The organism is Streptomyces sp. NPDC102258, assembly GCF_055584685.1.
In genome coordinates, this window is record NZ_JBVJLO010000010.1 from 87,780 (window position 1) to 111,377 (window position 23,598).

General features: G+C 72.4%; 15 protein-coding genes and 1 pseudogene. 10 read left to right on the top strand and 6 right to left on the bottom strand.

Going from position 1 to position 23,598, the window contains the following annotated elements; all coding sequences use genetic code 11:
• The first annotated feature begins 33 nt into the window (after window positions 1-33).
• Together ACZ6ZT_RS18600 and ACZ6ZT_RS18605 are read left to right on the top strand one after the other, a co-directional pair.
• Window positions 34-1,410 carry a hypothetical protein gene (locus ACZ6ZT_RS18600; protein WP_469720299.1) on the top strand — a complete coding sequence of 459 codons (1,377 nt, stop codon included), beginning with the start codon at window positions 34-36 and terminating at the stop codon, window positions 1,408-1,410.
• 310 nt (window positions 1,411-1,720) lie between these two features.
• A pseudogene (locus ACZ6ZT_RS18605) lies at window positions 1,721-1,807 on the top strand (glutamine synthetase); the annotation flags it as partial.
• A gap of 86 nt (window positions 1,808-1,893) precedes the next feature.
• On the opposite strand, the gene ACZ6ZT_RS18610 reads toward ACZ6ZT_RS18605, so the two are convergent.
• Window positions 1,894-3,975 (bottom strand): PIG-L family deacetylase, encoded by a 2,082-nt coding sequence (locus ACZ6ZT_RS18610; protein WP_469720301.1) that lies wholly within the window; start codon window positions 3,973-3,975, stop codon window positions 1,894-1,896.
• Window positions 3,976-4,159: 184 nt separating this feature from the next.
• A complete protein-coding gene (locus tag ACZ6ZT_RS18615; protein ID WP_469720304.1) occupies window positions 4,160-6,523 on the bottom strand; it encodes a PIG-L family deacetylase in 2,364 nt (787 codons plus the stop codon).
• Between the two features lie 340 nt (window positions 6,524-6,863).
• Here ACZ6ZT_RS18615 and ACZ6ZT_RS18620 point away from each other — a divergent pair, with 340 nt between their 5' ends.
• A complete protein-coding gene (locus tag ACZ6ZT_RS18620) occupies window positions 6,864-9,851 on the top strand; it encodes a bifunctional [glutamine synthetase] adenylyltransferase/[glutamine synthetase]-adenylyl-L-tyrosine phosphorylase (RefSeq protein ID WP_469720308.1) in 2,988 nt (995 codons plus the stop codon).
• A gap of 29 nt (window positions 9,852-9,880) precedes the next feature.
• Here the strand turns inward: ACZ6ZT_RS18620 and ACZ6ZT_RS18625 are convergent, their stop codons facing one another.
• On the bottom strand, window positions 9,881-10,492 hold the full coding sequence (locus tag ACZ6ZT_RS18625; RefSeq protein ID WP_469720309.1) for a TetR/AcrR family transcriptional regulator: 612 nt from the start codon (window positions 10,490-10,492) through the stop codon (window positions 9,881-9,883).
• A 120-nt stretch (window positions 10,493-10,612) separates the two neighbouring features.
• Between ACZ6ZT_RS18625 and ACZ6ZT_RS18630 the strand changes: the two genes are divergently transcribed.
• Together ACZ6ZT_RS18630 and ACZ6ZT_RS18635 are read left to right on the top strand one after the other, a co-directional pair.
• Window positions 10,613-12,181: an APC family permease gene (locus tag ACZ6ZT_RS18630; protein ID WP_469720313.1), complete on the top strand. Its 1,569-nt coding sequence runs from the start codon at window positions 10,613-10,615 to the stop codon at window positions 12,179-12,181.
• Window positions 12,103-13,683: an amidohydrolase gene (locus tag ACZ6ZT_RS18635; RefSeq protein WP_469720315.1), complete on the top strand. Its 1,581-nt coding sequence runs from the start codon at window positions 12,103-12,105 to the stop codon at window positions 13,681-13,683. Before ACZ6ZT_RS18630 ends, ACZ6ZT_RS18635 begins: the two co-directional genes overlap by 79 nt.
• Window positions 13,684-13,693: 10 nt before the next feature.
• Here ACZ6ZT_RS18635 and ACZ6ZT_RS18640 read toward each other — a convergent pair whose 3' ends face one another.
• The 3 genes from ACZ6ZT_RS18640 to ACZ6ZT_RS18650 all read right to left on the bottom strand — a co-directional run bounded on the left by ACZ6ZT_RS18640 (window position 13,694) and on the right by ACZ6ZT_RS18650 (window position 17,369).
• On the bottom strand, window positions 13,694-14,581 hold the full coding sequence (locus ACZ6ZT_RS18640; RefSeq protein WP_469720317.1) for a phosphatase PAP2 family protein: 888 nt from the start codon (window positions 14,579-14,581) through the stop codon (window positions 13,694-13,696).
• A 107-nt stretch (window positions 14,582-14,688) separates the two neighbouring features.
• On the bottom strand, window positions 14,689-15,720 hold the full coding sequence (locus ACZ6ZT_RS18645; RefSeq protein WP_469720319.1) for a LacI family DNA-binding transcriptional regulator: 1,032 nt from the start codon (window positions 15,718-15,720) through the stop codon (window positions 14,689-14,691).
• Window positions 15,721-15,746: 26 nt separating this feature from the next.
• Window positions 15,747-17,369: a glycoside hydrolase family 13 protein gene (locus ACZ6ZT_RS18650; protein ID WP_469720322.1), complete on the bottom strand. Its 1,623-nt coding sequence runs from the start codon at window positions 17,367-17,369 to the stop codon at window positions 15,747-15,749.
• A 222-nt stretch (window positions 17,370-17,591) separates the two neighbouring features.
• Here ACZ6ZT_RS18650 and ACZ6ZT_RS18655 point away from each other — a divergent pair, with 222 nt between their 5' ends.
• From ACZ6ZT_RS18655 to ACZ6ZT_RS18675, 5 genes are all read left to right on the top strand, one after another.
• Entirely contained in the window at window positions 17,592-18,866 is a 1,275-nt protein-coding gene (locus ACZ6ZT_RS18655) for an extracellular solute-binding protein (RefSeq protein ID WP_469720325.1), read from the top strand.
• Window positions 18,867-18,874: 8 nt separating this feature from the next.
• On the top strand, window positions 18,875-19,930 hold the full coding sequence (locus ACZ6ZT_RS18660) for a carbohydrate ABC transporter permease (RefSeq protein ID WP_469720329.1): 1,056 nt from the start codon (window positions 18,875-18,877) through the stop codon (window positions 19,928-19,930).
• Between the two features lie 2 nt (window positions 19,931-19,932).
• On the top strand, window positions 19,933-20,853 hold the full coding sequence (locus ACZ6ZT_RS18665; protein WP_469720334.1) for a sugar ABC transporter permease: 921 nt from the start codon (window positions 19,933-19,935) through the stop codon (window positions 20,851-20,853).
• A 65-nt stretch (window positions 20,854-20,918) separates the two neighbouring features.
• Window positions 20,919-22,526: a glycoside hydrolase family 13 protein gene (locus ACZ6ZT_RS18670; protein WP_469720338.1), complete on the top strand. Its 1,608-nt coding sequence runs from the start codon at window positions 20,919-20,921 to the stop codon at window positions 22,524-22,526.
• On the top strand, window positions 22,514-23,533 hold the full coding sequence (locus ACZ6ZT_RS18675) for a LacI family DNA-binding transcriptional regulator (RefSeq protein ID WP_469720341.1): 1,020 nt from the start codon (window positions 22,514-22,516) through the stop codon (window positions 23,531-23,533). The genes ACZ6ZT_RS18670 and ACZ6ZT_RS18675 overlap by 13 nt, the downstream gene beginning before the upstream one ends.
• The last annotated feature ends 65 nt before the right edge of the window (window positions 23,534-23,598 follow it).

Consider the following 23,598-nt stretch of genomic DNA (forward strand, 5'->3'; position numbering starts at 1 on the left):
ACAAGACTCGGGCGACTACAGGAGCAGGACACCATGCCGCTGACATCGGATGAGATCGAGGCCCTCAAAGAAGGCCTTGCTGAGGATGATCCACTCCTGAAACTTGAACAGAAGTGCGTAGGGCAGGGCGTAGGCTTCGAGTGGGGTAAGCCGGCAAGCACACTCAGTAATCCGCGGCTGCGCATCTCTATCCCAAATGGACGCGAGCAAAGATGGATCGTAATCCCTTCCAGGCGAGCGGAAGATTACCTTGCGCTTGACTTGGCCGACGTTGCATTTCTCGGGGAGTATGATGCCGTCCTGTTCCGCTCAAGAGGGGTAATCGAAGCGACCATCCAAGAAGGTCCATTTTTCGATCCGCGGGTAACTGATCTACCTGGCGTTCGGCGTCTCAATTCCGACGCTTCGACCAACGAAGCCGATGATGATTCCGTCGAAGTACCCGGTGAGCAAAAGGCTGAAATAGGTCCCGAAGATTGTTGGGTTCTGGAGTTTTCCCCATCTCTGGCATTGCCTCAATTGCGGGTAGAGCTCGGTTCGTCGTCCGCAGAATTCTCCTGCATTTCCGAGCGCGCAAGGCGACGAGGTCTCGGGCAGCGCCGCCCCCTCCCAGTGCTCCGTATCTCTGGACTGCAGCAGGTAAGGCACGATGAATGCCTGAAAATCCTTAAGACGGTATCGGATTCTGTGTTTTTCGAGACTGACATCCGGTACTCACTCGTGATCGGGTTGTCTCCGTCACTGGCAGCTACGTCACGAAGGGTACCCGGGCGGTCCAGCCGTTACGCATTCACCGGAGCTCCGAGGACTCCTGCAAATCAGTACGCCGAGAGACCTCTAAGTCTTTACCGCTACGGAAGGGAATCGCGCGGTCTTCCGCTCCTGGAATACCTCGCGTACTATCAGGTCCTGGAGTACTTCTTCCCGAGCTTTAGTCATCGGGACACTCTGGAGAGACTCCGAAATGAGCTGCTAGATCCGCGATTCAGTGCGGACGACAATGATGCTCTAGTTCGAATCATCTCCCTCACGGCAGGAACCGGCAAGGGGTTTGGTAGCGAACGTGAGCAGCTGCGCTCCACTATCGGCGGGTGCACAACGGCCGATTCCATTAGGGGTCTGATTAATGGCGACTCACTGCTCTCTGATCATTTTTCTGGAAAGCAGAAGATTAAAGACGTCGCTATCGTTAATGTCGGGGACCAGCAAAACGACCTGCTGACTTCGGTCACAAATCGAATCTACGAAATTCGCTGCCGGATTGTTCACACGAAGGAAGATGGTGGAAAATCCAAAGATCTTCTACTTCCGTTCTCGAAGGAAGCGGATGCCCTATCGCCCGACATTGAACTGATCAGGTTCATAGCACAGAAGGCTTTGATTGCTAGCGCTAGCCGGCTCCAAGTCTGAGCTGTCCGATGGCGTGCTCCTGAAACCTGAAAACGATGTCGCCTCTTCGTGCGTCCTTTCCTGTGGGTTCGTAGAGTGCGAGCCGTGGCTGGGTCGCCTTGCGCTAAGGCGTGGGCATCGCGCTCGGTTGGCTCTGCGACCAGGGCGAAGGGTTCGGTCACGCGTTCATTGTCAGCCTCCCCCCTGGGCCGTCTGTGGGCCGTCGGACGGTGGCCGGGGGGTGACTAACAACGGCCATGGACGACTCTCTTCCTGCCGATGACCTGGGGGTAGGGCAGGGGTGCCGCAGGCCGGGGGAGTGACGTCTCAGTTCCTCCGCAACAAGAAGCAGGAGTGGGAGGAGTACCGCAGCGAGGTCACCGCCTTCGAACTCCGCAAGAACCTGCCGGTGTTGTAGGGCTTCCCGGGCGCCGGGGGGCGGCTGTCCTGCGGGGCCGGGAGCCGCCGGGGCCCGTCCAGGGGGTCCCGGCCCGTGGTCGGGGGTTAGGCGCGGGGGGTCGGGATCGCCGGGTGCCAGACCGGTTGGGTTGTGGGGTGGGTTGTGGTGGTGTGGAGGTGGGCGTCCAGGCCTAGGACCGTGGTGACCGTGGTGGTGGCGGGGGTGAGGGTCGCCGCGGGGGCGCCCGTGTAGAGCATGCGGGACTCCGACCAGGTCGGCGGGCCGCCGAAGGACGCCGCCGCCACCGTGCCGGAGTCGGCCCGGCCCGTCAGGGTCCGGCCCGCCACGGCGACCGCCCCGTAGCCCGCCCGGCCGCCGGACTCGGCGAGGCCGGTGACCTGCGGGGCGCCCGGTCCCGCCGTGACGAGCGCGCTGCGCACCGCCCCCGAGTCGGGGCGCCGGAAGTAGAGGCGTACGCCCGCGCCCTCCCGGGCCGCCGAGAGCGGGACCGTGGTGGCGGGCAGCGCGGTCGGGAAGGGCCCGGCGAGCGGGGCGCCGGGGGCCGGCCCGGTCCAGGCCAGTACCGACTTGGTGGTGGTGGCGTAGACGTGGCGCCGCCCGGCCGCGTCGGTGAGGGCGACGGGGTCGCCCTGGAGGTCCGCGCCGCCCAGGCGCTGCCAGTCGGTGAAGGCGCCCGAAGGCTGCTGGATTCGGGCGCGCAGGGTGCGCCGGGTGTCGCGGAGGTAGACGGTGAGCCGGCCGTCGGCGTCGGCGACGGCGGCGGGGGCGCTGATGGCGGAGGTGCCGCCCTCGTCGCCCGGCTCCGGGGTGCCGAGCGACTGCCAGGGCCCGAACGGCCCGTCGGGCGCGGACTGGACGGCGTACACCACCTCGCGCCGGTAGTCGGCCGGCCGGGTGCCGAGAGCGGTGCGGGTGGCGAGGACCGCGACGCGGCCGTCGGGGAGGCGGGCGGTGGCGGCGCCGGAGTCGATGCCGGTCCCGGGAAGCAGCGCGGGCCCGGTCCAGACGCCCGCCGGGTCCCGGTTCCACACCGCCATCCGGCCGTCCAGCGCGGCGAAGGCCCAGAGCCGGCCGGGTGTGCCCTCGACGAGCCAGGAGGTCGTGTCGGCGCGGGCGTAGCGCAGCGACTGTGCCCAGTTGCGGCCGGTGGGGCTGCCGGCCACCTTGCGGTCCCCGCACCCGGAGGGGCTGCCGCAGTAGTCGGTGCGGTCCTGCCAGGCGTACGTCTTCAGGAAGCCGATCTTCGTCGCGGCCGTCTGCGGGTCCAGGGCGTGGGGGAGGGTGCCGTTGTGGTAGCCGAGGTAGTTCTGGACCGAGAAGCGCGGCCGGTCGGTGACGCGCTCGGCGTACACGGCGGTGGCGGCCTGTACGAAGCGGGCTCCGTACATGTGGTCCTGGTGATCGGTGAACTTGCCGGTGTCCTCGTAGCGGTTCGGCGTCGGGTCCTGCATGCGTATCGTCGTCGGCCGGTACCGCTCCAGGATCCCGGCTATGGACGCGACCACCTGGTCCTTGGTGTACGTGAACGACTGCCGGACCGGGCTGCCGGTGGTCAGCTGGGCGCCGAGCGCCGGTATCGCGCCGTTCCACAGGCCGCGCAGGCTGTCGGGGTTCTCCCCGGCCGGGCTGCGGGCCTCCCGCAGTTGGAGCCAGACGAGGTGGATCCGGGGCCGGGCGACGAGGACGTCGAGTTCCGCCTGTCCGCCGCCGGCCGTGGGTATGACCGTACGGGTCCACGCGCTCGTGCGGTCTCCGGTGGCCATCTGGGCGTAGGCGCAGCGGATGCCGTTCTGCCGGGCTTCCGCGTACCGGGGGCGGTCGGCGGGCTGCGCCGGGTCCTTGGCCTCGCGGCCGTGGGCCTCGTTGCGGCCGTCGGCCTCGCCGGAGGTGAGGTAGGCGGTGGTGAGGGGGAGCCCCGCCTGCAGGGTGCGGCTGAGGTCGGGGTTCATGAAGAACAGGTCGTCGTCGGGGTGCGCGACGATCTGGACCACCGAGCCGGCGGTGGTGCTGGCGGGGAGGGCGGCGGCCGGCTTCCCGGCGCCGTCGGTCTGGGTGGCCTCGGCCGAGGTCTGCCGGCCGGAGGCGATGGAGAGTACGCCGGTGGCGCCCACGGTGAGCATGGGCACCACGGCCGCGAGGAGGAGACTGCGGCGGGATACGGGCATGGGGTCACGCCTTGAGGTCGTTCCGGACGGGCAGGAAGAACCGCTGTGCAGTCAGTGAGAGGCGAAATCGGGGGAGTTGGTTCACCGGTTTCGCCGATGACGCGTTTCGTCCGGAATTGACCGTTCGTGAGGGCGAGATGGGGAGGATGAGCCTGCCGCGTGACGGGCGCGGTGCAACCGCCCGCTACGGCGCCGAGTTGCGCGGGCCCACCGGCTGCCAGGGCGCGAGGTGGGCGTCGGCGGAGTCCGCCGAGGAGGTGACGTAGAGCCGGCCGTCGAGCCCGACCACCGCCAGGCTGACGATCTTCTTCCCGGTCATCGTGCTGGCAGGGGCCCCGACGAACATCAGCGGCGAGCGCTGCCACGGCAGGCCGACGCCCAGGTCCGAGCCGAGCTGGCCGCCCGCCGCGCGGCCCGCGAGCACGTGCCCGCTCGCCGTCACCGAGCCGAAGCCCTGGAGCCCGCCGAGGTCGGTGAGGTGGTTGACCTTCAGGCCGCCGTCGGCGGTGATCAGGGCGGTGCGGACGTTGCCGGAGCCGGGCTTGCGGAACCACAGCCGTACGCCGCCCTCGCGGCCCTCCGCCGTCAGCGGCAGCGTGGTGTCCGGCAGCCCGGTCGCGGTGGGCGGGCCCAGCGGGGCGCCCGGCGCGGGCTGCGCCCAGCCGATGACCGTACGGGTGGTGGCGGCGAAGACCATCCGCCGCCCGGCGCCGTCGCTCGCGGCGACCGGGCTGCCGTGCAGGTCGGTGCCGCCGAGGTGCTCCCAGGGGCCCCAGCCCCCGTCGGCCCGCTGGACCCGGCCGCGCAGGCCGGCGGCGCCGTCGCGGACGTAGACCGCGGCCCGGCCCGCGTCGTCGACGGACACGGCGGGGGCGCTGATGTCGGAGGTCCAGGTGTCGTCGGCGGCCTCGGGGGTGCCGAGCGACACCCAGGGCTCGAACTCCTCGGAGCCCGGGGCGCGTTGGACCGCGTACACGACCTCGCGCCGGTAGTCGGCGGGCCGGGCGCCGAAGGAGGTGCGGGTGCCGTAGGCGGCGATCCGGCCGTCGGGCAGGGTGACGGTGGAGATGCCCTGGTCCATGCCGGTGCCCGGGAGCAGGCGGGGGCCGCTCCAGCCGCCGATCAGGCTGGTGCGGTGCCAGAGCGCGACCTGGCCGTCGAGCACCTTGAAGGCCCACAGGCCCTGGTCGCGGTCGGAGGCGAGCCAGGACGTGCTGGTGCCGCGGGCGTAGTTGATGGAGTCGGTCCAGCGGTTGCCCGAGGGGTGGTCGGCGACCTTGAGGTCACCGCAGCCGGCGGCGCTGCCGCAGTGGTTCGTCCGGTCGAGCCAGGCGTAGGTGTCGAGGATGTCCAGCTTCTGCCTGGCCTCGCCGGGGCCCAGGGCGCTGGGCAGGGAGCCGTTGAAGTAGCCGATGTAGTTCTGCACCCCGAAGTGCGGCCGGTCCCGGACGTCGCGGGCGTAGGCCTCGGCGGCCAGCTGTACGAACCGGGCCCCGTAGAAGTGGTCCTGGTGGTCGGTGTAGCGCTTGGTGTCGGGGAAGCGGCCGGGGGTCGGGTCCTGCATGCGGATCGTCGTCGGCTTGTAGCGGGCGAGGACGCCCTCGACCGTCTTGACGACCTGGTCCCTGGTGTACGTGAACCGCTGCCTGACGGGGCTGCCGGAGGCGAGCATCGACTCCAGGCGCGGGACCCGGCCGTCCCACAGCCCGTGCAGGCTGTCGGGGGCGTCGCCGTAGACGTTGCCGGCCTCGCGCATCTGCAGCCAGACGAGGTTGACGTGGGGCTTGGCGAGGAGGACGTCGATCTCGGCGTGGCCGCCGCCGTCGGTCGGGACGACGGTGCGCTTCCAGGGGCTGCTGCGGTCGCCGGTGGCCATCTTCGCGTAGGCGGCGCGGATGCCGTTCTGGCGGGCCTCGGCGTAGGCGGGCTTGTCGGGCGGGGTGGTGTGCTCCTCGGCGGCGCCCGCGTTGATGCCGTCGGCTTCGCCGGAGGTGAGGTAGACCGAGGTCACGGGGTGGCCGGCGGCTATGGAGTACCCGAGGTCCGGGTTCATGAAGTACAGGTCGTCGTCGGGGTGGGCGACGATCTGCAGCACCCGGCCGGGGTCGGGGGCGTCGGCCGTGGTGGCGGTGGTGAGCCGGGAGTCGGGGCCGGTGGGGGCGCCGAGGGCGGCGAAGGCGTCGCTGCCGCGCAGGACGAGCATCCCGGCGGCGGCGGTGGCCGCGAAGGCGGCGACGGCCTTGACGACCCGGGCCCGGTGGCGGGCGTGGTGCGGCCGGTGGTGCGCGGCCCGGCCGTGGGCGTACGGGTACGCGGCGTCCGCGGCGGGTCCCGTGGCCTGGCGGGGGATCGAGGCGCGGCCGGGTGCCCGGGAGCCGCCGGGCGTTCCAGCACCGCCGGGGGCCCCAGCACCGCCCGGGGCTCCGGAACCGCCGGGAACCCCGGAACCGCCGACCGCCCCGGCACCCCCCGTAACCCCGGCACCCCCCGTAACCCCGGCACCCCCCGTAACCCCGGAACCGCCCACCCCCCGTCCCGCGTCGGACATTCCAGCGGCCCCACCGGACCCACCGACCGCACCCGCCCCACCCTGGCGGCGCGGGCGGCGCGGAGACGGTACCGAGGCAGGCGTCGGGGCGGAGTACGGGTGTCCGTCGGACATGGGGCTCCTCGCAACCGGTCGCACGGGGACCGGGCCCCTGACGCATAGATCTATAAGTAATCAGAAAATCTGATAATCCGCCTCATGATATTCGCCACGACACCGTCCTCGGGCGCCCCGGTGAGTCGAACGCCTGCTCCGGCTAGGCTCGCCCCCAGGCCGGCTACCACGACCACCGGCAGCGCCGGCCGGACCACCGGCGGCGACGCACTCGGGAGGCGGCGGGATGACAGTCCCGGGACGCAGGAGCAGCACCTTCATCCGACTGCTGCGCAGCGGGTTCACCGACCCCTCCACCGCGGCCCGGCTCCTCGACGCCGACGCGCTGGCCGCCGTCCGCACCGACCCGGTGCTCCTCGACGCCCTCGGCGCGACCGCCGACCCCGACCTCGCCCTCCTCGGCCTGGTCCGCCTCGCCGAGGCCCAGACCCCCGAGGACCTGCCGCGCCTGCTGGACACCCTGGTCAGCGCCAAGCCCCTGCGCGACCGTCTCCTCGGTGTGCTCGGCGCCTCCGAGGCCCTCGCCGACCACCTCGCCCGCCATCCCCGCGACTGGCAGGCCCTCGTCACCTACGAGGCCGCCGACCTGCACCCGGGCCTGCCCGAGTTCGAGGCGGGCCTCGCCGACGCCCACGACCCCGTCGCCCTGCGCGTCGCCTACCGCCGCTGCCTGCTCTCCATCGCCGCCCGCGACGTCTGCGGCACCACCGACGTCGCCGAGGCCGCCGCCGAACTCGCCGACCTCGCCACCGCCACCCTCCGCGCGGCCCTGCGCATCGCCACCGCCGCCGCACCCGAGGACGCCCGCCAGTGCCGGCTCGCCGTCATCGCCATGGGCAAGTGCGGCGGCAACGAGCTCAACTACGTCTCCGACGTCGACGTGATCTTCGTCGGCGAGGCCGCCCCCGGCGCCGACGAGGCCAAGGGCATCCAGGCCGCCACCCGCCTCGCCTCCCACCTCATGCGGATCTGCTCCGAGACCACCGTCGAGGGCACCATCTGGCCCGTCGACGCCAACCTGCGCCCCGAGGGCCGCAACGGCCCCCTCGTCCGCACCCTCGCCTCCCACGTCGCCTACTACCAGCGCTGGGCCAAGACCTGGGAGTTCCAGGCCCTGCTCAAGGCCCGCGCCGTCGCCGGGGACGAGGACCTCGGCGCCGAGTACATGGCGGCCATAACTCCACTGGTCTGGCAGGCCGCCGAACGCGAGAACTTCGTCCCCGACGTGCAGAAGATGCGCCGCCGCGTCGTCGACAACATCCCCGCCGCCCAGATCGACCGCGAGCTGAAACTCGGCCCCGGCGGCCTGCGCGACGTCGAGTTCGCCGTCCAGCTGCTCCAGCTCGTACACGGCCGCAGCGACGCCACCCTGCACTCCGGCTCCACCCTCGACGCCCTGCACGCCCTCGCCGCCGGCGGCTACGTCGGCCGCGCCGACGCCGCCCAGCTGAACGACGCGTACCGCTTCCTGCGCTCCATGGAGCACCGCATCCAGCTCTACCGGCTGCGCCGCACCCACCTCGTCCCCGAGGACGAGGCCGACCTGCGCCGCCTCGGCCGCTCGCTCGGCCTGCGCACCGAACCCGTCGCCGAGCTCAACAAGGCCTGGCGCCGGCACGCCACCGCCGTCCGCCGGCTGCACGAGAAGCTCTTCTACCGGCCCCTCCTCGACGCCGTCGCCCAGCTCACCCCCGGCGAGACCCGGCTCTCCCCGCGCGCCGCCGGCCAGCGCCTGGAAGCCCTCGGCTACGCCGACCCGGCCTCCGCGCTGCGCCACCTCGAAGCCCTCGCTTCCGGCGTCAGCCGCAAGGCCGCCATCCAGCGCACGCTGCTGCCCGTCATGCTGGGCTGGTTCGCCGACTCCGCCGACCCCGACGCCGGGCTGCTGAACTTCCGCAAGGTCTCCGACGCCCTCGGCAAGACCCCCTGGTACCTGCGGCTGCTGCGCGACGAGGGCGCCGCCGCCGAGAACCTCGCCCGCGTGCTCTCCGCCGGACGCCTCGCCCCCGACCTCCTGATGCGCGCCCCCGAGGCCGTCGCCCTGCTCGGCGACGCCGGAGGCCTGGAGCCGCGTACCCACGAGGCCCTCGCCCAGGAGGTAATGGCCGCCGTCGGCCGCGCCGAGAGCGGCGAGGCCGCCGTCACGGCCGTCCGCGGGGTCCGCCGCCGCGAACTCTTCCGCACCACCGCCGCCGACATCATCTCCTCCTACGGTACGGAGGACAGCCCGGCCGAAGAGGACCCCGGCGCCCTGGTCGACCGGGTCGGCGACGCCGTCTCCGACCTCACCGCCGCCACCCTCGCCGGAGCCCTGCGCGCCGCCGTACGCGACCAGTGGGGCGAGACCCTCCCCACCCGCTTCGCCGTCATCGGCGTCGGCCGCTTCGGCGGACACGAACTCGGCTACGGCTCCGACGCCGACGTCCTCTTCGTCCACGAACCCCGCGAGGGCGTAGACGAACAGGAAGCCGCCAAGGCCGCCCAGAGCGTCATCGCCGAGATGCGCAGGCTCCTCCAGCTGCCCACCGCCGACCCGCCGCTGCTCATCGACGCCGACCTGCGCCCCGAGGGCCGCTCCGGACCGCTCGTGCGCACCCTGTCCTCGTACGCCGCCTACTACCGCCGCTGGTCGCTGACCTGGGAGAGCCAGGCGCTGCTGCGCGCCGAACCCGTCGCCGGGGACGACGACCTCGGCCGCCGCTTCATCGAGCTGATCGACCCGCTGCGCTACCCCGCCCAGGGCCTCGGCGAGGACGCCGTACGGGAGATCCGCCGGCTCAAGGCCCGGATGGAGGCCGAGCGGCTGCCCCGCGGCGCCGACCCCACCCTGCACACCAAGCTCGGCCGCGGCGGCCTCAGCGACGTCGAGTGGACCGTCCAGCTGACGCAGATGCGGCACGCCTGGGCCGAACCGGGCCTGCGCACCACCCGCACCCGCCAGGCCCTGTCGGCCGCGCACGCCGCCGGGCTGATCCCGACGGAGGAGGCGCAGATCCTGGACGAGGCCTGGGTGCTCGCCACCCGCGTGCGCAACGCGGTCATGCTGGTGCGCGGCCGCGCCGGGGACACCTTCCCGACCGACGTCCGCGAACTCGCGGCGGTCGGCCGCTACCTCGGCTACCCCGAGGGCCGGGTCGGCGAGATGCTGGACGACTACCGCCGCGTCACGCGCCGCGCCCGCGCGGTGGTGGACGAGCTCTTCTACGGGGCCTGAGCGGGTTCTGGGCGTGCCCTAGGCCGGTCCTAGCGCCTGCCGTCACCCTCGCGCAGGGTCGCCGCGTATGCCAGCAGCCCCGTCAGGGCCAGGTCGAACGCGGCGTCCGCGCGGCCCGGGCCGCCCGCCGCCAGGGCGGCGGCCAGCAGCGGGGTGCGCTCCGAGGGCTCCCACATGGTCTCGGGGGCCGCCAGGTCCAGCGCCGAGCCCAGGATCAGGTTCTCCAGGCCGGTCAGCAGCGGCATCACCCGCTCCTCGGGGAAGCCGGCCGCCCGCAGCAGCGCCACCGCCCGCTCGTAGTGCGCGAGCACCCGGGGGGCCCGTACCGGAGTGGTCATCAGCAGCGGTATGGCCCGCGGATAGGCGGCGAAGGCGGCCCGGTAGGAGCGGGCCCACTCCTCCAGCGCCCGGTGCCAGGGCTCCAGCCCGAGCGCCGAGTCGTCGATCAGGGCGCACACCCGCTCCCGTACGAGCTCCACCACCCCGGCCCGGCCGTCCACGTGGTGATACAGCGAAGCCGTCTGCACCCCGAGCGCCCGTGCGACCTGCGGGACGCTGAACTCGCCCTGTTCCGCCACCAGTTGGAGCGCCGCGGTGGCGATCCGGTCCCGGTCGAGCAGGGGGGTGCGCGGCCGTGCCATCGGTGTTCTCCCTCGTCCAGGTCTTCCCGTACGCCAAAACCGGAGGCTACATTGCCGCGAACCGAAAGCCTTTAGGTTTCGCCTCGCCGTCGCCTGCCGTTCGCAGAAGGGTGCTTCCGCATGCCCGAAACGCCAGAGCCCCACAGACCCGCGACCGCGCCCCCGCGCCCCGACGCGCTGCGCACCGGCGCCCTCGGGACCGCCGACATCTCCTTCTTCGTCGTCTCCGCCGCCGCCCCCCTCACCGTCATGGCCGGAGTCGCGCCCGTCGCCATCCTCCTCGGCGGCATCGGGGCCCCCGCCGGCTACCTCCTCGCCGGCCTCACCCTCACCGTCTTCGCCGTCGGCTTCACCACCATGAGCCGCCACGTCACCAGCGGCGGCGCCTTCTACGCGTACATCGCCCGCGGCCTGGGCAAGCGCGTCGGCATCGGCGCCGCCCTGCTCGCCCTCATCGGCTACAACGGCATGGAGATCGGCGTCTACGGCCTCCTCGGCACCACCACCGCCGACACCGGCCGCGCCCTCGCCGGCCTCGACATCCCCTGGCTGCCCGTCTCCCTCGCCGGCCTCCTCCTCATCTGGTACGGCGGCTACCGCTCCGTCGACTTCGGCGCCAGACTCCTCGGCGTCCTCCTCGTCGCCGAGACCGGGATACTCGTCCTGCTCGCGGGCGGGGTGCTCCTGAAGGGCGGCGCGCACGGCCTCTCCCTCGGTTCCTTCACCCCCGGTGCCGTCCTCGTCCCCGGCACCGCCGCCGTCCTGGCCTTCGCCTTCGCCGCCTTCACCGGCTTCGAGTCCACCGTGATCTACCGCCGCGAGGCCCGCGACCCCGACCGCACCGTCCCCCGCGCCACCTACATCGCCGTCGCCTTCCTCGGCCTCTTCTACGCCTTCATCGTCTGGACCGTCATCCAGGCCTACGGCGCCACCGAGGTCACCGCCGCCGCCGGACAGGACCCCGGCGGCCTCTTCTTCACCGCCATCACCACCTACGTCGGCCCCTGGGCGGCGGACCTGATGCACCTCTTCATCGTCACCAGCGTCCTCGCCTCCCTCCTCGCCTTCCACCACGCCATCAACCGCTACGTGCTCGCCCTTTCCGAGGAAGGCGTCCTGCCCGCCGCCCTCGGCCGCGTCCACCCGCGCCACCGCTCCCCGTACCTGGCCGGAGCCGCCCAGACCGCCCTCGGCGCCGTCATCGTCCTCGGCTTCGCCCTCGCCGGAGCCGACCCGTACCAGCAGCTGCTGCTCTGGGTGAACACGCCCGGCATGATCGGCCTGATGGCGCTCATGCTGCTCGCGGCCCTCGCCGTACCCGTCTACTTCCGGCGCACCGCACACTCCGAGGGCCGCTGGCGGACCGTGGTCGCGCCCGTCACCGCCGCCGTGCTGCTGACCGTCGCGATCTGTCTGGTCGTCGCCAAGGTCGGCCTGTTCACCGGGGCCTCCACCACCGTCGACACCGTCCTCGTCGCCCTCGTCCCCGCCGTCTTCCTCGCCGGACTCGCCCTCGCCGGACGGCTGAAGTCCCGCCGCCCCGAGGTCTACGCCCGCTTCGCGGAAGACCGCCCGGCCCACGCCCCCGCCCCCCGTCAAGGAGAAGCCCCGTGCCCGCTGCCGACACCGTCCTCACCGGAGCCCGCGTCCGCACCCTCGATCCCGCCCGCCCCGAAGCCGGCGCGGTAGCCCTCGCCGACGGGCACGTCGTCGCCGTCGGCCACGAGAGCGACGTACGCGACTGGCGCGGACCCGGCACCCGGGTGATCGACCTCGCCGGCGCCACCCTCACCCCCGGCCTCACCGACGCCCACAGCCACCCCGTGTGGGGCATCGAGATGGCCACCGGCGCCGACCTCTCCGCCGTCCGCGACCTCGACCAGCTGCGCGCCGTCCTGCGCACCGCCGACCGCACCGGCGGCTGGGTCCTCGGCCACGGCCTCGACCACAACGCCTTCGGCGGCCAACCCGTCGACCGGACCGCGATCGAGGACGCCCTCGGCGGCGCCCCCGCCCTCCTGCGCCTCTACGACGGCCACTCCGCCCTCGCCAGCGGCCCGGCCCTCGCCGCCGCCGGCATCGACGGCCCCCGCGCCTTCCCGCAGCGCTCCGAGATCGTCTGCGACGCCGACGGCCGCCCCACCGGGCACCTGATCGAGCACGCCGCCATGGCCCTGGTCTCCGCCCTCGCCCCCAAGCCCACCCTCGCCGAACGCCGCACCCGCCTGCTCGCCCTGCTCCGCGACATGGCCGCCACCGGCCTCACCGGCGCCCACGTCATGGACCTCGGCGACGGCGACGTCCCCGCCCTCCTGGCCGGCCTGGAGTACGAGGACCACCTCCCGCTGCGGCTGCGCCTGGCCCCCTGGTGCATGCCCGGCGCGGACGACGACGAGCTCGCCGCCCTGATCGCCCTCCAGGGGAGCGCCGGACGCCACTGGCGGGTCGGCGGCGTCAAGTTCTTCATGGACGGCACCGTCGAGGGCGGCACCGCCTGGCTGGAGCACGCCGACTGCCACGGCCAGGGCACCGAGGCCTTCTGGCCCGACCCGCGCGCCTACGCCCGGGCGGTACGGGTCCTGGACGCGGCCGGGGTCCGCACCGCCACCCACGCCATCGGCGACGCCGCCGTCCGCCACGTCCTCGACACCGTCGCCGCCCTGGGCCCCGGCGCCCGCATGCGGCACCGGATCGAGCACATCGAGACCGTCCCCGACGACCAGCTGGGACGCTTCGCCCAGCTCGGGGTGATCGCCTCCATGCAGCCCCCGCACACCGCCTACACCCGGGCCGACCACACCGACGAGTGGTCCAGGAGGCTCGGCGGCGAACGCGCCGGCCGGGCCTGGCGCTGCCGGGACCTGCGCGACGCGGGAGCGGTCCTGGCCCTCGGCTCGGACTGGCCCATCGCCCACCACGACGCCCGTCAGGTCCTGGTGACCGCCCAGCGCCCCCGGGGCGCGGCCTCGGGCGGCCGGTCCCTGACCGGGCTGATGGCACTGGAGGGCATGACCTCGCACGCGGCGCTGGCCGCGGGGGAGGAGGCGGTGGCCGGGCGGATCGCGCCGGGGACGCGGGCCGACCTCACGGCCTTCACCGTCGACCCGGTCACGGCGGCCCCGGACGAGCTGGCGCAGGCTCCCGTACGGCTGACCGTCTCGGGGGGCCGGATCACCCACGGGGAGGGCTGAGGGGCGGCGGCTACCTGCGGAAGCGGTTCAGCAGGGCCTCGGCGGCCGGATGCGGCTCGGTGTGCAGCGGCCGGCGCGGCAGCCGGTGCGGCAGCGAGCCGTACCAGAGGCGGGAGACGCCGTAGCCGAAGGCCAGGCACATCATGCCGCCGACGGCGTCGAGCCAGAAATGGTTCGCGGTGGACACGATGACGACCAGGGTCGCCGCCGGGTAGAGCAGGCCCAGGATCCGGGCCCAGGGAGCCGACGCGACCGCGAAGATCGTCAGCCCGCACCAGAGCGACCACCCTATGTGCATGGACGGCATCGCCGCGTACTGGTTCGACATGTGCTTGAGGTTCCCCGAGGCCATCGAACCCCAGGTGTGGTGGACCAGCACGGTGTCCACGAACCCGCCGCCGTTCATCAGCCGGGGCGGCGCGAGCGGGTAGAAGAAGTAGCCGACCAGGGCCACGCCCGTGGTGGCGAAGAGGATGAGGCGGGTGGCCGCGTAACGCCCCGGGTGGAACCGGTAGATCCACACCAGCACGCCGATCGTCACGATGAAGTGGAGCGTGGCGTAGTAGTAGTTCATGCCCACGATCAGCCACGTCACCGAGTTCACGGCATGGTTGACGGAGTGCTCCACCGCGATGCCGAGGCCCCGCTCGACGCTCCAGATCCAGTCGGCGTTCGCCAGGGCGGCCGCCTTCTGCTCCGGCACCGCGTTGCGGATCAGCGAGTACGTCCAGTAGCTGACCGCGATCAGCAGGACCTCGAACCAGATGCGCGGACGGCGCGGCAACCGGAGCCGGGCGAGGAGGGTGCGTTCGGACGCCGGACGGGCCTCGTGCTCGGTCACGGGGGGTGACGAGACGTCCATCCGGGTTTCCAGTGTCTTCACGCTCGATTCACCCATGAGGAGAGAGTCTGCCAGATGCGTTCTCCCCTCCGATCATCCCTCGGGACGGTCTTCGGCGCCCCCGCTCCGCCCTGCGGACTACCCGGGGACCGTAGGGGACGGGCCTACGCGCCGCGGCGCTGCCCCGGACCGGAGGCCGTGGAGCCGCGCACCACCAGCTCCGGCAGGAAGACGAACTCGCTGTGCGGGGCCGGCGTACCGCCGATCTCCTCCAGCAGCGTGCGCACCGCGGCCTGCCCCATGGCCAGCACGGGCTGGCGGATGGTGGTCAGCGGCGGATCGGTGAACGCTATGAGCGGAGAGTCGTCGAAGCCGACCACCGACACGTCCCGCGGCACCGCGAGGCCCTGCTGGCGGGCGGCCCGGATGGCACCGAGGGCCATCATGTCGCTCGCGCACACCACGGCCGTGCAGCCCCGCGCGAGGAGCGCCGCCGCGGCGGCCTGCCCGCCCTCCAGCGAGTACAGGGAGTGCTGGATCAGCTCCTCGGTCGCGGCCTCGTCCAGCCCGAGCCGCTCCTTCATCCCGAGCCGGAAGCCCTCGATCTTGCGCAGCACCGGCACGAACCGCTTGGGCCCGACGGCCAGGCCGATGCGGGTGTGCCCGAGCGCGGTCAGGTGGGTCACGGCGAGCTGCATCGCGGCCCGGTCGTCGGGGGAGACGAAGGGGGCGCGCACCTTGTCGGAGAAACCGTTGATGAGGACGTACGGGACGCCCTGGCCGCGGAGTTGGTCGTAGCGGCCCATGTCGGCGGTGGTGTCGGCGTGCAGCCCGGACACGAAGATGATCCCGGAGACCCCCCGGTCCACCAGCATCTCCGTCAGCTCGTCCTCGGTGGAGCCGCCGGGCGTCTGCGTGGCCAGCACGGGGGTGTACCCCTGCCGGGTCAGGGCCTGCCCGATGACCTGCGCGAGCGCCGGGAAGATGGGGTTGTCCAGCTCGGGGGTTATCAGCCCGACGAGGCCCGCGCTGCGCTGGCGCAGCCGTACGGGCCGCTCGTAGCCGAGCACGTCGAGCGCGGCCAGCACGGACTCGCGGGTGCCGGCGGCCACACCGGGCTTGCCGTTGAGCACGCGGCTGACTGTGGCTTCGCTGACCCCCGCCTGGGCTGCGATGTCGGCTAGCCGTGCGGTCACGGGATTGGACTGTACCGGTCCCCGGCTCACAACGCCCACCACGTGCACGCATCGGCGGGCAGCAGCACGGTCCGGCCGTCGGTCTCCACCGGGGAGCTGGACAGGACCGGCCGGCCGGGCGCCGGCATCTCCACGGGTGCGGACCGGGTGTTGAGGGTGCAGGCGAAGTACGGGCGGGTGAAGAGGAGCGTGCCCGCGGGGGAGGGGAGCCAGGTCAGCGGGCCCGCCTCCGGGGAGCCGAGGCCGGGCAGGGCGCGGCGCAGCTCCAGCGCGGCCCGGTACAGCTCCAGCGTGGAGTGCGGGTCGCCGGTCTGCGCGGCCACGCTCAGGTGCGCCCAGTCCGCCGGCTGCGGCAGCCAGCTGCCGCCGGGCCCGAAACCGTACGGGGGCCGGGTACCGGTCCAGGGCAGCGGGATCCGGCAGCCGTCGCGCAGCCCGTCCTGGCCCGCGCCGCGGTGGAAGGCCGGGTCCTGGCGTACGGCGTCGGGGAGGTCGGTCACCTCCGGCAGGCCGAGTTCCTCGCCCTGGTAGACGTACGCGGATCCGGGCAGGGCCAGCATCAGCAGCGCGGCCGCCCGGGCCCGGGCCAGGCCCTGGGCGCCGCCGCCGTAGCGGGTGACGTGCCGGACCACGTCGTGGTTGGACAGCACCCAGGTGGTGGGCGCCCCGACGGAGGCGGTCGCGGCGAGTGACTCGTCGATGACGGTGCGCATCGCGGCCGGGTCCCAGGGGCAGTACAGGAAGCGGAAGTTGAAGGCCTGGTGGAGTTCGTCGGGGCGGACGTACAGGGCGAGCCGCTCCGAGGTCGGCGCCCACGCCTCGGCGACGCCGATGCGCTGCCCGTCGTAGGAGTCGAGGAGGCGGCGCCAGGAGCGGTGGATGGCGTGGACGCCGTCCTGGTCGAAGAAGGGGAGCGGCTCGGTGCCGATCAGGGTGGCCTGCGCGGCCCGGCCGATGTCCGGCAGGCCGGGGGCCTTGACCATGCCGTGGGCGACGTCGACGCGGAAGCCGTCCACGCCCAGGTCCAGCCAGAAGCGCAGCACGGAGGCGAATTCCGCGGCCACCTCGGGGTGGTCCCAGTCCAGGTCGGGCTGCTGGGGGGCGAAGAGGTGCAGGTACCAGGAGCCGTCGGGGACCCGGGTCCAGGCCGGGCCGCCGAAGACGGACTCCCAGTCGTTGGGCGGCAGCGCGCCGTCCGCGCCCCGGCCGGGGCGGAAGAGGTAGCGGGCGCGGGCGCCCGGCTCGTCGGCGAGGGCCGCGCGGAACCAGGGGTGGCGCTCGGAGGTGTGGTTGGGGACCACGTCGACGATGACCCGCAGGTTCAGCTCGTGCGCGGCCCGGACGAGGTCGTCGGCGTCGGCGAGGTCCCCGAAGAGGGGGTCGACGGCCCGGTAGTCGGCGACGTCGTAGCCGCCGTCGGCCTGGGGGGAGACGTAGAAGGGGGTCAGCCAGACGGCGTCGACGCCGAGGCGGGCCAGGTGGGGGAGCCGCTCGCGGACCCCGCGCAGGTCCCCGACGCCGTCGCCGTCGCTGTCCGCGAAGGAGCGCACGTACACCTGGTAGATGACGGCATCGCGCCACCAGCCGCCGCGCGCGGTGGAGTTGCTGGAAGCGCTTGCAAGCGGCGGGGCCGTCAACTCGTGGGTCATATCGGGGTCAACGCGAGTACACACCCCCTGGTTGCGGGCCTGTGGAATCGAAGCGGACTCGAACTAACAGCAAGCGGCGGCAACCGTACGGACACACGGATGTAACGATCAGCTCGGCTTGCAGAAATTTGCCGCAAGGTCTTTCGGTCGGCTTTCAGGCTTGTTACGTTCTCGGCAACTCGGGACCGCGAGGGCGCGGCCGGGATCATCGAAGGAGTTCATATGCGGCGTGGCATAGCGGCCACCGCGCTGGTCGCGACCCTGGCGCTCGCGGCGACGGCTTGCGGCGGTGACACCAAGGGCGACGGTGGGGGCACCCAGGCCGGTGGCGAGCTCTCGGGCACGGTCACGTGGTGGGACACCTCGAACGACGCCGAGAAGGCGAGCTTCCAGAAGATCGCCGGGGCCTTCACGGCGAAGCACCCGAAGGTGACCGTCAAGTACGTCAACGTGCCCTACGGCGACGCCCAGAACAAGGTCAAGAACGCCTTCAGCAGCGGCTCCGAGGCCCCGGACGTCATCCGCGCCGACGTCGGCTGGGTCGCCGACTTCGCCTCGCTCGGCTACCTCGACGAGGTCCCGGCCGACACCGCGAAGAAGGTCGACGCGGAGTTCCTGCCGCAGGCCGCCGCGAGTGGAAAGTTCGAGGGCAAGACCTTCGCCGTCCCGCAGGTCATCGACACCCTCGGCCTCTTCTACAACAAGAAGATGCTCGCCGACGCCGGCGTCCAGCCCCCCAGGACGCTGGAGGAGCTGAAGACCGCCGCCGCCGCCATCAAGGCGAAGACCGGCAAGACCGGCCTCTACCTGCGCGGCGACGACTCCTACTGGTTCCTCCCCTTCATCTACGGCGAGGGCGGCGACCTCGTCGACGCCAAGACCAAGACGGTCACCGTCGACAACGCCGCCGGCGTCAAGGCCTTCAAGGCCGCCCGCGACCTGGTCACCTCCGGCGCGGCGGTCACCAACGCCACCGACGGCTGGACCAACATGCAGACCGCCTTCAAGTCCGGGGAGGTCGCCATGATGATCAACGGCCCCTGGGCCGTGGCCGACAGCTACGCGGGCGACCAGTTCAAGGACAAGGCCAACCTCGGCGTCGCCCCGGTCCCGGCCGGCTCCGCCAAGGCCGGCGCCCCGCAGGGCGGCCACGACCTCGCCGTGTACGCGGGCTCGAAGAACACCGCCGCCGCGCACGCCTTCGTCGAGTACATGACCTCGCAGGAGGTCCAGGTGCAGTCCGCCAAGGAGCTCAGCCTGCTGCCGACGCGCACGGCCGCCTACGAGCAGCCCGAGGTCAAGGCCGGCGAGATGGTCCAGTTCTTCAAGCCGGCCGTCGACAAGGCCGTCGAGCGCGCCTGGATCCCGGAGAACGGCTCCCTCTTCGAGCCGCTGAAGGTCGAGTACACCAAGGCCGTCACCGGGACGTCGAGCCCCGAGGACGCGGCCAAGGCGGCCGGCGTCGAGTTCCGCAAGATCCTCAAGGGCTGGAAGTAACGAGCACGATGGCTGCCGACACCAGCCAGTCGGCGGCGACGGCCGCGGGCGCGGACGCCGGGGAGCACCCCGGCGCCGCCGCCCGCGGCTCCCGCCGCACGACTGCCAGCGGAAATCCCCGGCCGGGCCGCGGCTCCGGCCGGACCCTCGGCCGGGCCCTCGCCACGCACTGGTACGCCTGGGCCATGGTCGCCCCGGTCGTGCTCGTCCTCGGCGTGATCATCGGGTGGCCGCTCGTCCGGGGCGTCTACCTGTCGCTCACCGACGCCAACGAGCGCAACGTCTCCCGTACCATCGGCGTCCGTCACATCGAGGCGACGTACGAGTTCGTCGGGCTGGACAACTACACGGCCGTGCTCGGCGACCCGGTCTTCTGGCAGCGGCTGGTGTGGACGGTGGTGTGGACCGTCGCCTGCGTCAGCGTCACCTTCGTGCTCGGCCTCGCCCTGGCCACCATGCTCAACCGGACGTTCCGGGGCCGCGCCGCCTACCGGATGGCGCTCATCCTGCCCTGGGCGGTCCCCGGCTTCGTCTCCGTCTTCGCCTGGCGGTTCCTCTTCAACCGCGACAACGGCATCCTCAACAAGGTCCTCGACGGCGGCGGCATCTCCGCCGTGCCGTGGCTCGACGACCCGACCTGGGCCAAGTTCTCGGTCATCGCCGTCAACGTCTGGCTCGGCGTCCCCTTCATGATGGTCGCCCTGCTCGGCGGGCTGCAGTCCATCCCCGGAGAGCTCTACGAGGCCGCAGAGATGGACGGCGCCAGGCCGTGGCAGCGGTTCCGGCACATCACGCTGCCCGGGCTGCGCGCCGTCAGCATGACGGTGATCCTGCTCTCCACCATCTGGACCTTCAACATGTTCCCGGTGATCTTCCTGCTGACGCGGGGCGGACCCGGTGACTCCACCGAGATCCTGGTGACCCAGGCCTTCCGGGAGGCCTTCATCACGAGCCCGCGCGACTTCGCCGGCTCCGCGACCTGGGGCGTCCTCATCCTCGCCCTGCTCATGATCTTCGCGCTGGTCTACCGGCGCTCGCTGCGCAAGCAGGGAGAGGTGTGGTGACCGTGACGACCACGAAGCCGGCCCCGGACGCCCCCGCTCCGGACGCCTCCGCACCACACGGCTCCGCTCCGGCCGGCTCCCCGAAGGCCGTCCGCCCGCGCGGCAGCCGCTCCCCGCTCGCCTCCTTCGGCCTGCACGCCACGCTCCTCGTCGCGTCCGTCGTCGCCGTCTTCCCGGTGCTGTGGATCCTGCTGACCTCCCTCAAGCCCGCGAAGTACGCCATCAGCACGGACTTCGTGAAGGAACCCAACCTCGGGAACTACCGCTACCTGCTGGAGGACAGCCACTTCCTGAGCTGGTTCGGCAACTCCGTCCTCGTCGCGGGCGTCACCACCGTCCTCGGCGTGTTCATCGCCGCCACCACCGGGTACGCCGTCAGCCGCTTCAAGTTCCCCGGCATGAAGCCCCTCATGTGGACCCTGCTCATCACGCAGATGTTCCCCATGGCCATCCTCATCGTGCCGCTCTACAACCTGATGGGCGACCTCGGGCTGCTCAACCAGCCCCTCGGCCTGATCATCACGTACCTCACCATCGCCGTGCCGTTCTGCGCCTGGATGATGAAGGGCTTCTTCGACACCATCCCGGTCGAGATCGACGAATCCGGCCGCGTCGACGGACTCAACCCCTTCGGCACCTTCTGGCGGCTGATCCTCCCGCTCGCCAAGCCCGGCCTGGCCGTCACCGGCTTCTACGCCTTCATCACCGCCTGGGGCGAAGTCGCGTACGCCTCCGCCTTCATGGTGGGCGAGGAGAACCTCACCCTCGCCGGCGGGCTCCAGACCTTCGTGACGCAGTACACCTCCAACTGGGGCGCCATGAGCGCGGCTTCCGTGCTCATCGCGATCCCCGCGGCGATCTTCTTCCTCTTCGCCCAGCGCCACCTCGTCGCCGGGATGACGGCGGGGGCGACGAAGGGCTGACCACCCTCCCTCCGCGTTCGCCCTGCCCGCTTCCGCATCACCGGCCCGACCTCTCCAAGGACGACATGACCCAGCACCTCGCCGAAACGCTCTCCACCCCCACCGGCACCCTGCCCGGCTGGTGGAGAGAAGCGGTGATCTACCAGGTCTATCCGCGCAGCTTCGCCGACTCCGACGGGGACGGCGTGGGGGACCTCGAAGGCATCCGCGGCCGACTGCCCTACCTCAGGGAACTCGGCGTCGACGCCGTCTGGCTCAGCCCCTTCTACGCCTCCCCGCAGGCCGACGGCGGCTACGACGTCGCCGACTACCGGGCCATCGACCCGATGTTCGGCACCCTGCACGACGCCGACGCCGTGATCCGCGAGGCCCACGCGCTGGGGCTGCGCATCATCGTCGACCTCGTCCCCAACCACTGCTCCGACCAGCACGAATGGTTCAAGCAGGCGCTCCGCGAAGGCCCCGGCAGCCCGCTGCGCGAGCGCTTCCACTTCCGGCCCGGACGGGGCGCGGACGGCTCCGAGCCCCCGAACGACTGGGAGTCCCTGTTCGGCGGGCCCTCCTGGACCCGCGTCGCCGACGGCGAGTGGTACCTGCACCTCTTCGCCTCCGAACAGCCCGACTTCAACTGGGAACACCCCGCCGTCCAGGACGAGTTCCGCTCCGTCCTGCGCTTCTGGCTCGACCTCGGCGTGGACGGCTTCCGCATCGACGTCGCCCACGGCCTCGTCAAGGCCCCCGGCCTGCCCGACCTCGGCCGCAGCGAGCAGCTCAAGCTCCTCGGCAACCAGGTCCTGCCCTTCTTCGACCAGGACGGCGTCCACGAGATCTACCGCTCCTGGCGCACCGTCCTCGACGAGTACGCCGGAGACCGCATCGGCGTCGCCGAGGCCTGGACCCCCAGCGCCGAGCGCACCGCGCTCTACCTGCGCCCCGACGAGCTCCACCAGGCCTTCAACTTCCACTATCTGGGCACCGGGTGGGACGCGCGGGCGCTGCGCACCGCCATCGACGAGTCCCTCGACGCGATGCGGCCCGTGGGCGCGACCAGCACCTGGGTGCTGTCCAACCACGACGTGGTCCGGCACGTCACCCGCTACGGCGGCGGCCCCGAGGGCCTGGCCCGGGCGCGGGCGGCCGCGCTGCTGATGCTGGCGCTGCCCGGGTCCGCGTACGTCTACCAGGGCGAGGAACTCGGCCTGCCGGAGGTGACCGACCTCCCCGACGCCGTACGCCAGGACCCGGCCTTCCACCGCGAGACCGGCCAGGAGGGGCTGCGCGACGGCTGCCGCGTACCGATCCCGTGGTCCGGCACCGAGGCGCCGTACGGCTTCGGCGCGGGCGGCAGCTGGTTGCCGCAGCCCGGCGAGTGGGCGGCGCTGAGCGTGGCCGCGCAGACCGGCGACCCCGGCTCCACGCTGGAGCTGTACCGGGCCGCGCTGCGGATCCGCCGCGAGCGGGACGACCTCGGTGCCGGCGACGCGGTGGAGTGGCTGCCCGCGCCGGCCGGGGTGCTGGCCTTCCGCCGGGGCGGCTTCGTCTGCACGGTCAACACGACGGACGCGCCCGTACGGCTGCCCGCGCCGGGGACCGTACTGCTGGCCAGCGGGCCCCTGGACGGGGACGCCCCGGACGTGCTCCCGGCCGACACGGCGGTGTGGTGGCAGGGGTGACCTCCCCGCTCCGGCTGACGGACATCGCCGCGCAGGCCGAGGTCAGCGAGGCGACCGTCAGCCGAGTGCTCAACGGCAAGGCGGGCGTGGCGGCCGGGACCCGGCACCGGGTGCTGGCCGCCATGGACCTGCTGGGCTACGAGCGGCCGGTGCGGCTCAAGCGGCGCAGCAACGGGCTGGTGGGGCTGCTGATCCCGGAGCTCACCAACCCCATCTTCCCGGCGTTCGCCCAGGTCATCGAGCAGGCGCTGGCCGGGCACGGGTACACGCCGGTGCTGTGCACGCAGACGCCGGGCGGGGCCACCGAGGACGAACTGGTCGAGCAGCTGGAGGAGCGGGGGGTCACGGGGATCGTCTTCCTGTCGGGGCTGCACGCCGACGGCTCGGCCGACCCGGCGCGCTACCAGCGGCTGGCGGCCCGGGGGGTGCCGTTCGTGCTGATCAACGGGTTCAACGAGGCCATCAGCGCACCCTTCGTGTCCCCCGACGACCGGGCGGCCGCGGACATGGCGGTGCGCCACCTGGAGGAGCTCGGCCACCGCCGCATCGGCCTGGCGATCGGGCCCACCCGGTACGTGCCCTCGGCGCGCAAGGAGCAGGGGTTCCTGGCGGCCCGGCCGGAGGCGGCCGCGCAGGGGCTGGTCCAGCGCACGCTGTTCACGGTGGAGGGCGGTCACGCGGCGGGCGGCGCCCTGCTGGACCGGGGCTGCACGGGGGTCGTCTGCGCGAGCGACATGATGGCCCTCGGCGTCGTCCGCGCGGCCCGCGAACGGGGGCTGCGGGTCCCGGAGGACGTCTCGGTGGTCGGCTTCGACGACTCCCCCCTCATCGCCTTCACCGACCCACCCCTGACCACGATCCGCCAGCCGGTCCGCGCGATGGCCACGGCCGCGGTGGGCGCCCTCCTGGAAGCGGTGGCCGGCACCCCGGTCCAGCGCACGGAGTACGTCTTCCAACCGGAACTGGTAGTCCGCGGCTCCACGAGCCAGGCCCGAAGGGGGACCTGAGGGGCGGGGGCGGGTGCGGGACGCTGGGTGTCGGGCGCGGGCCGGCTATTTCCCCCCTCGCCCCC

Bases quoted from the DNA above. Each gene is read 5' to 3' on its own strand.
- ACZ6ZT_RS18600 (WP_469720299.1), top strand. From the start codon at position 34: ATGCCGCTGACATCGGATGAGATCGAGGCCCTCAAAGAAGGCCTTGCT.
- ACZ6ZT_RS18610 (WP_469720301.1), bottom strand. From the start codon at position 3,975: ATGCCCGTATCCCGCCGCAGTCTCCTCCTCGCGGCCGTGGTGCCCATG.
- ACZ6ZT_RS18615 (WP_469720304.1), bottom strand. From the start codon at position 6,523: ATGTCCGACGCGGGACGGGGGGTGGGCGGTTCCGGGGTTACGGGGGGT.
- ACZ6ZT_RS18620 (WP_469720308.1), top strand. From the start codon at position 6,864: ATGACAGTCCCGGGACGCAGGAGCAGCACCTTCATCCGACTGCTGCGC.
- ACZ6ZT_RS18625 (WP_469720309.1), bottom strand. From the start codon at position 10,492: ATGGCACGGCCGCGCACCCCCCTGCTCGACCGGGACCGGATCGCCACC.
- ACZ6ZT_RS18630 (WP_469720313.1), top strand. From the start codon at position 10,613: ATGCCCGAAACGCCAGAGCCCCACAGACCCGCGACCGCGCCCCCGCGC.
- ACZ6ZT_RS18640 (WP_469720317.1), bottom strand. From the start codon at position 14,581: ATGGGTGAATCGAGCGTGAAGACACTGGAAACCCGGATGGACGTCTCG.
- ACZ6ZT_RS18650 (WP_469720322.1), bottom strand. From the start codon at position 17,369: ATGACCCACGAGTTGACGGCCCCGCCGCTTGCAAGCGCTTCCAGCAAC.
- ACZ6ZT_RS18655 (WP_469720325.1), top strand. From the start codon at position 17,592: ATGCGGCGTGGCATAGCGGCCACCGCGCTGGTCGCGACCCTGGCGCTC.
- ACZ6ZT_RS18660 (WP_469720329.1), top strand. From the start codon at position 18,875: ATGGCTGCCGACACCAGCCAGTCGGCGGCGACGGCCGCGGGCGCGGAC.
- ACZ6ZT_RS18670 (WP_469720338.1), top strand. From the start codon at position 20,919: ATGACCCAGCACCTCGCCGAAACGCTCTCCACCCCCACCGGCACCCTG.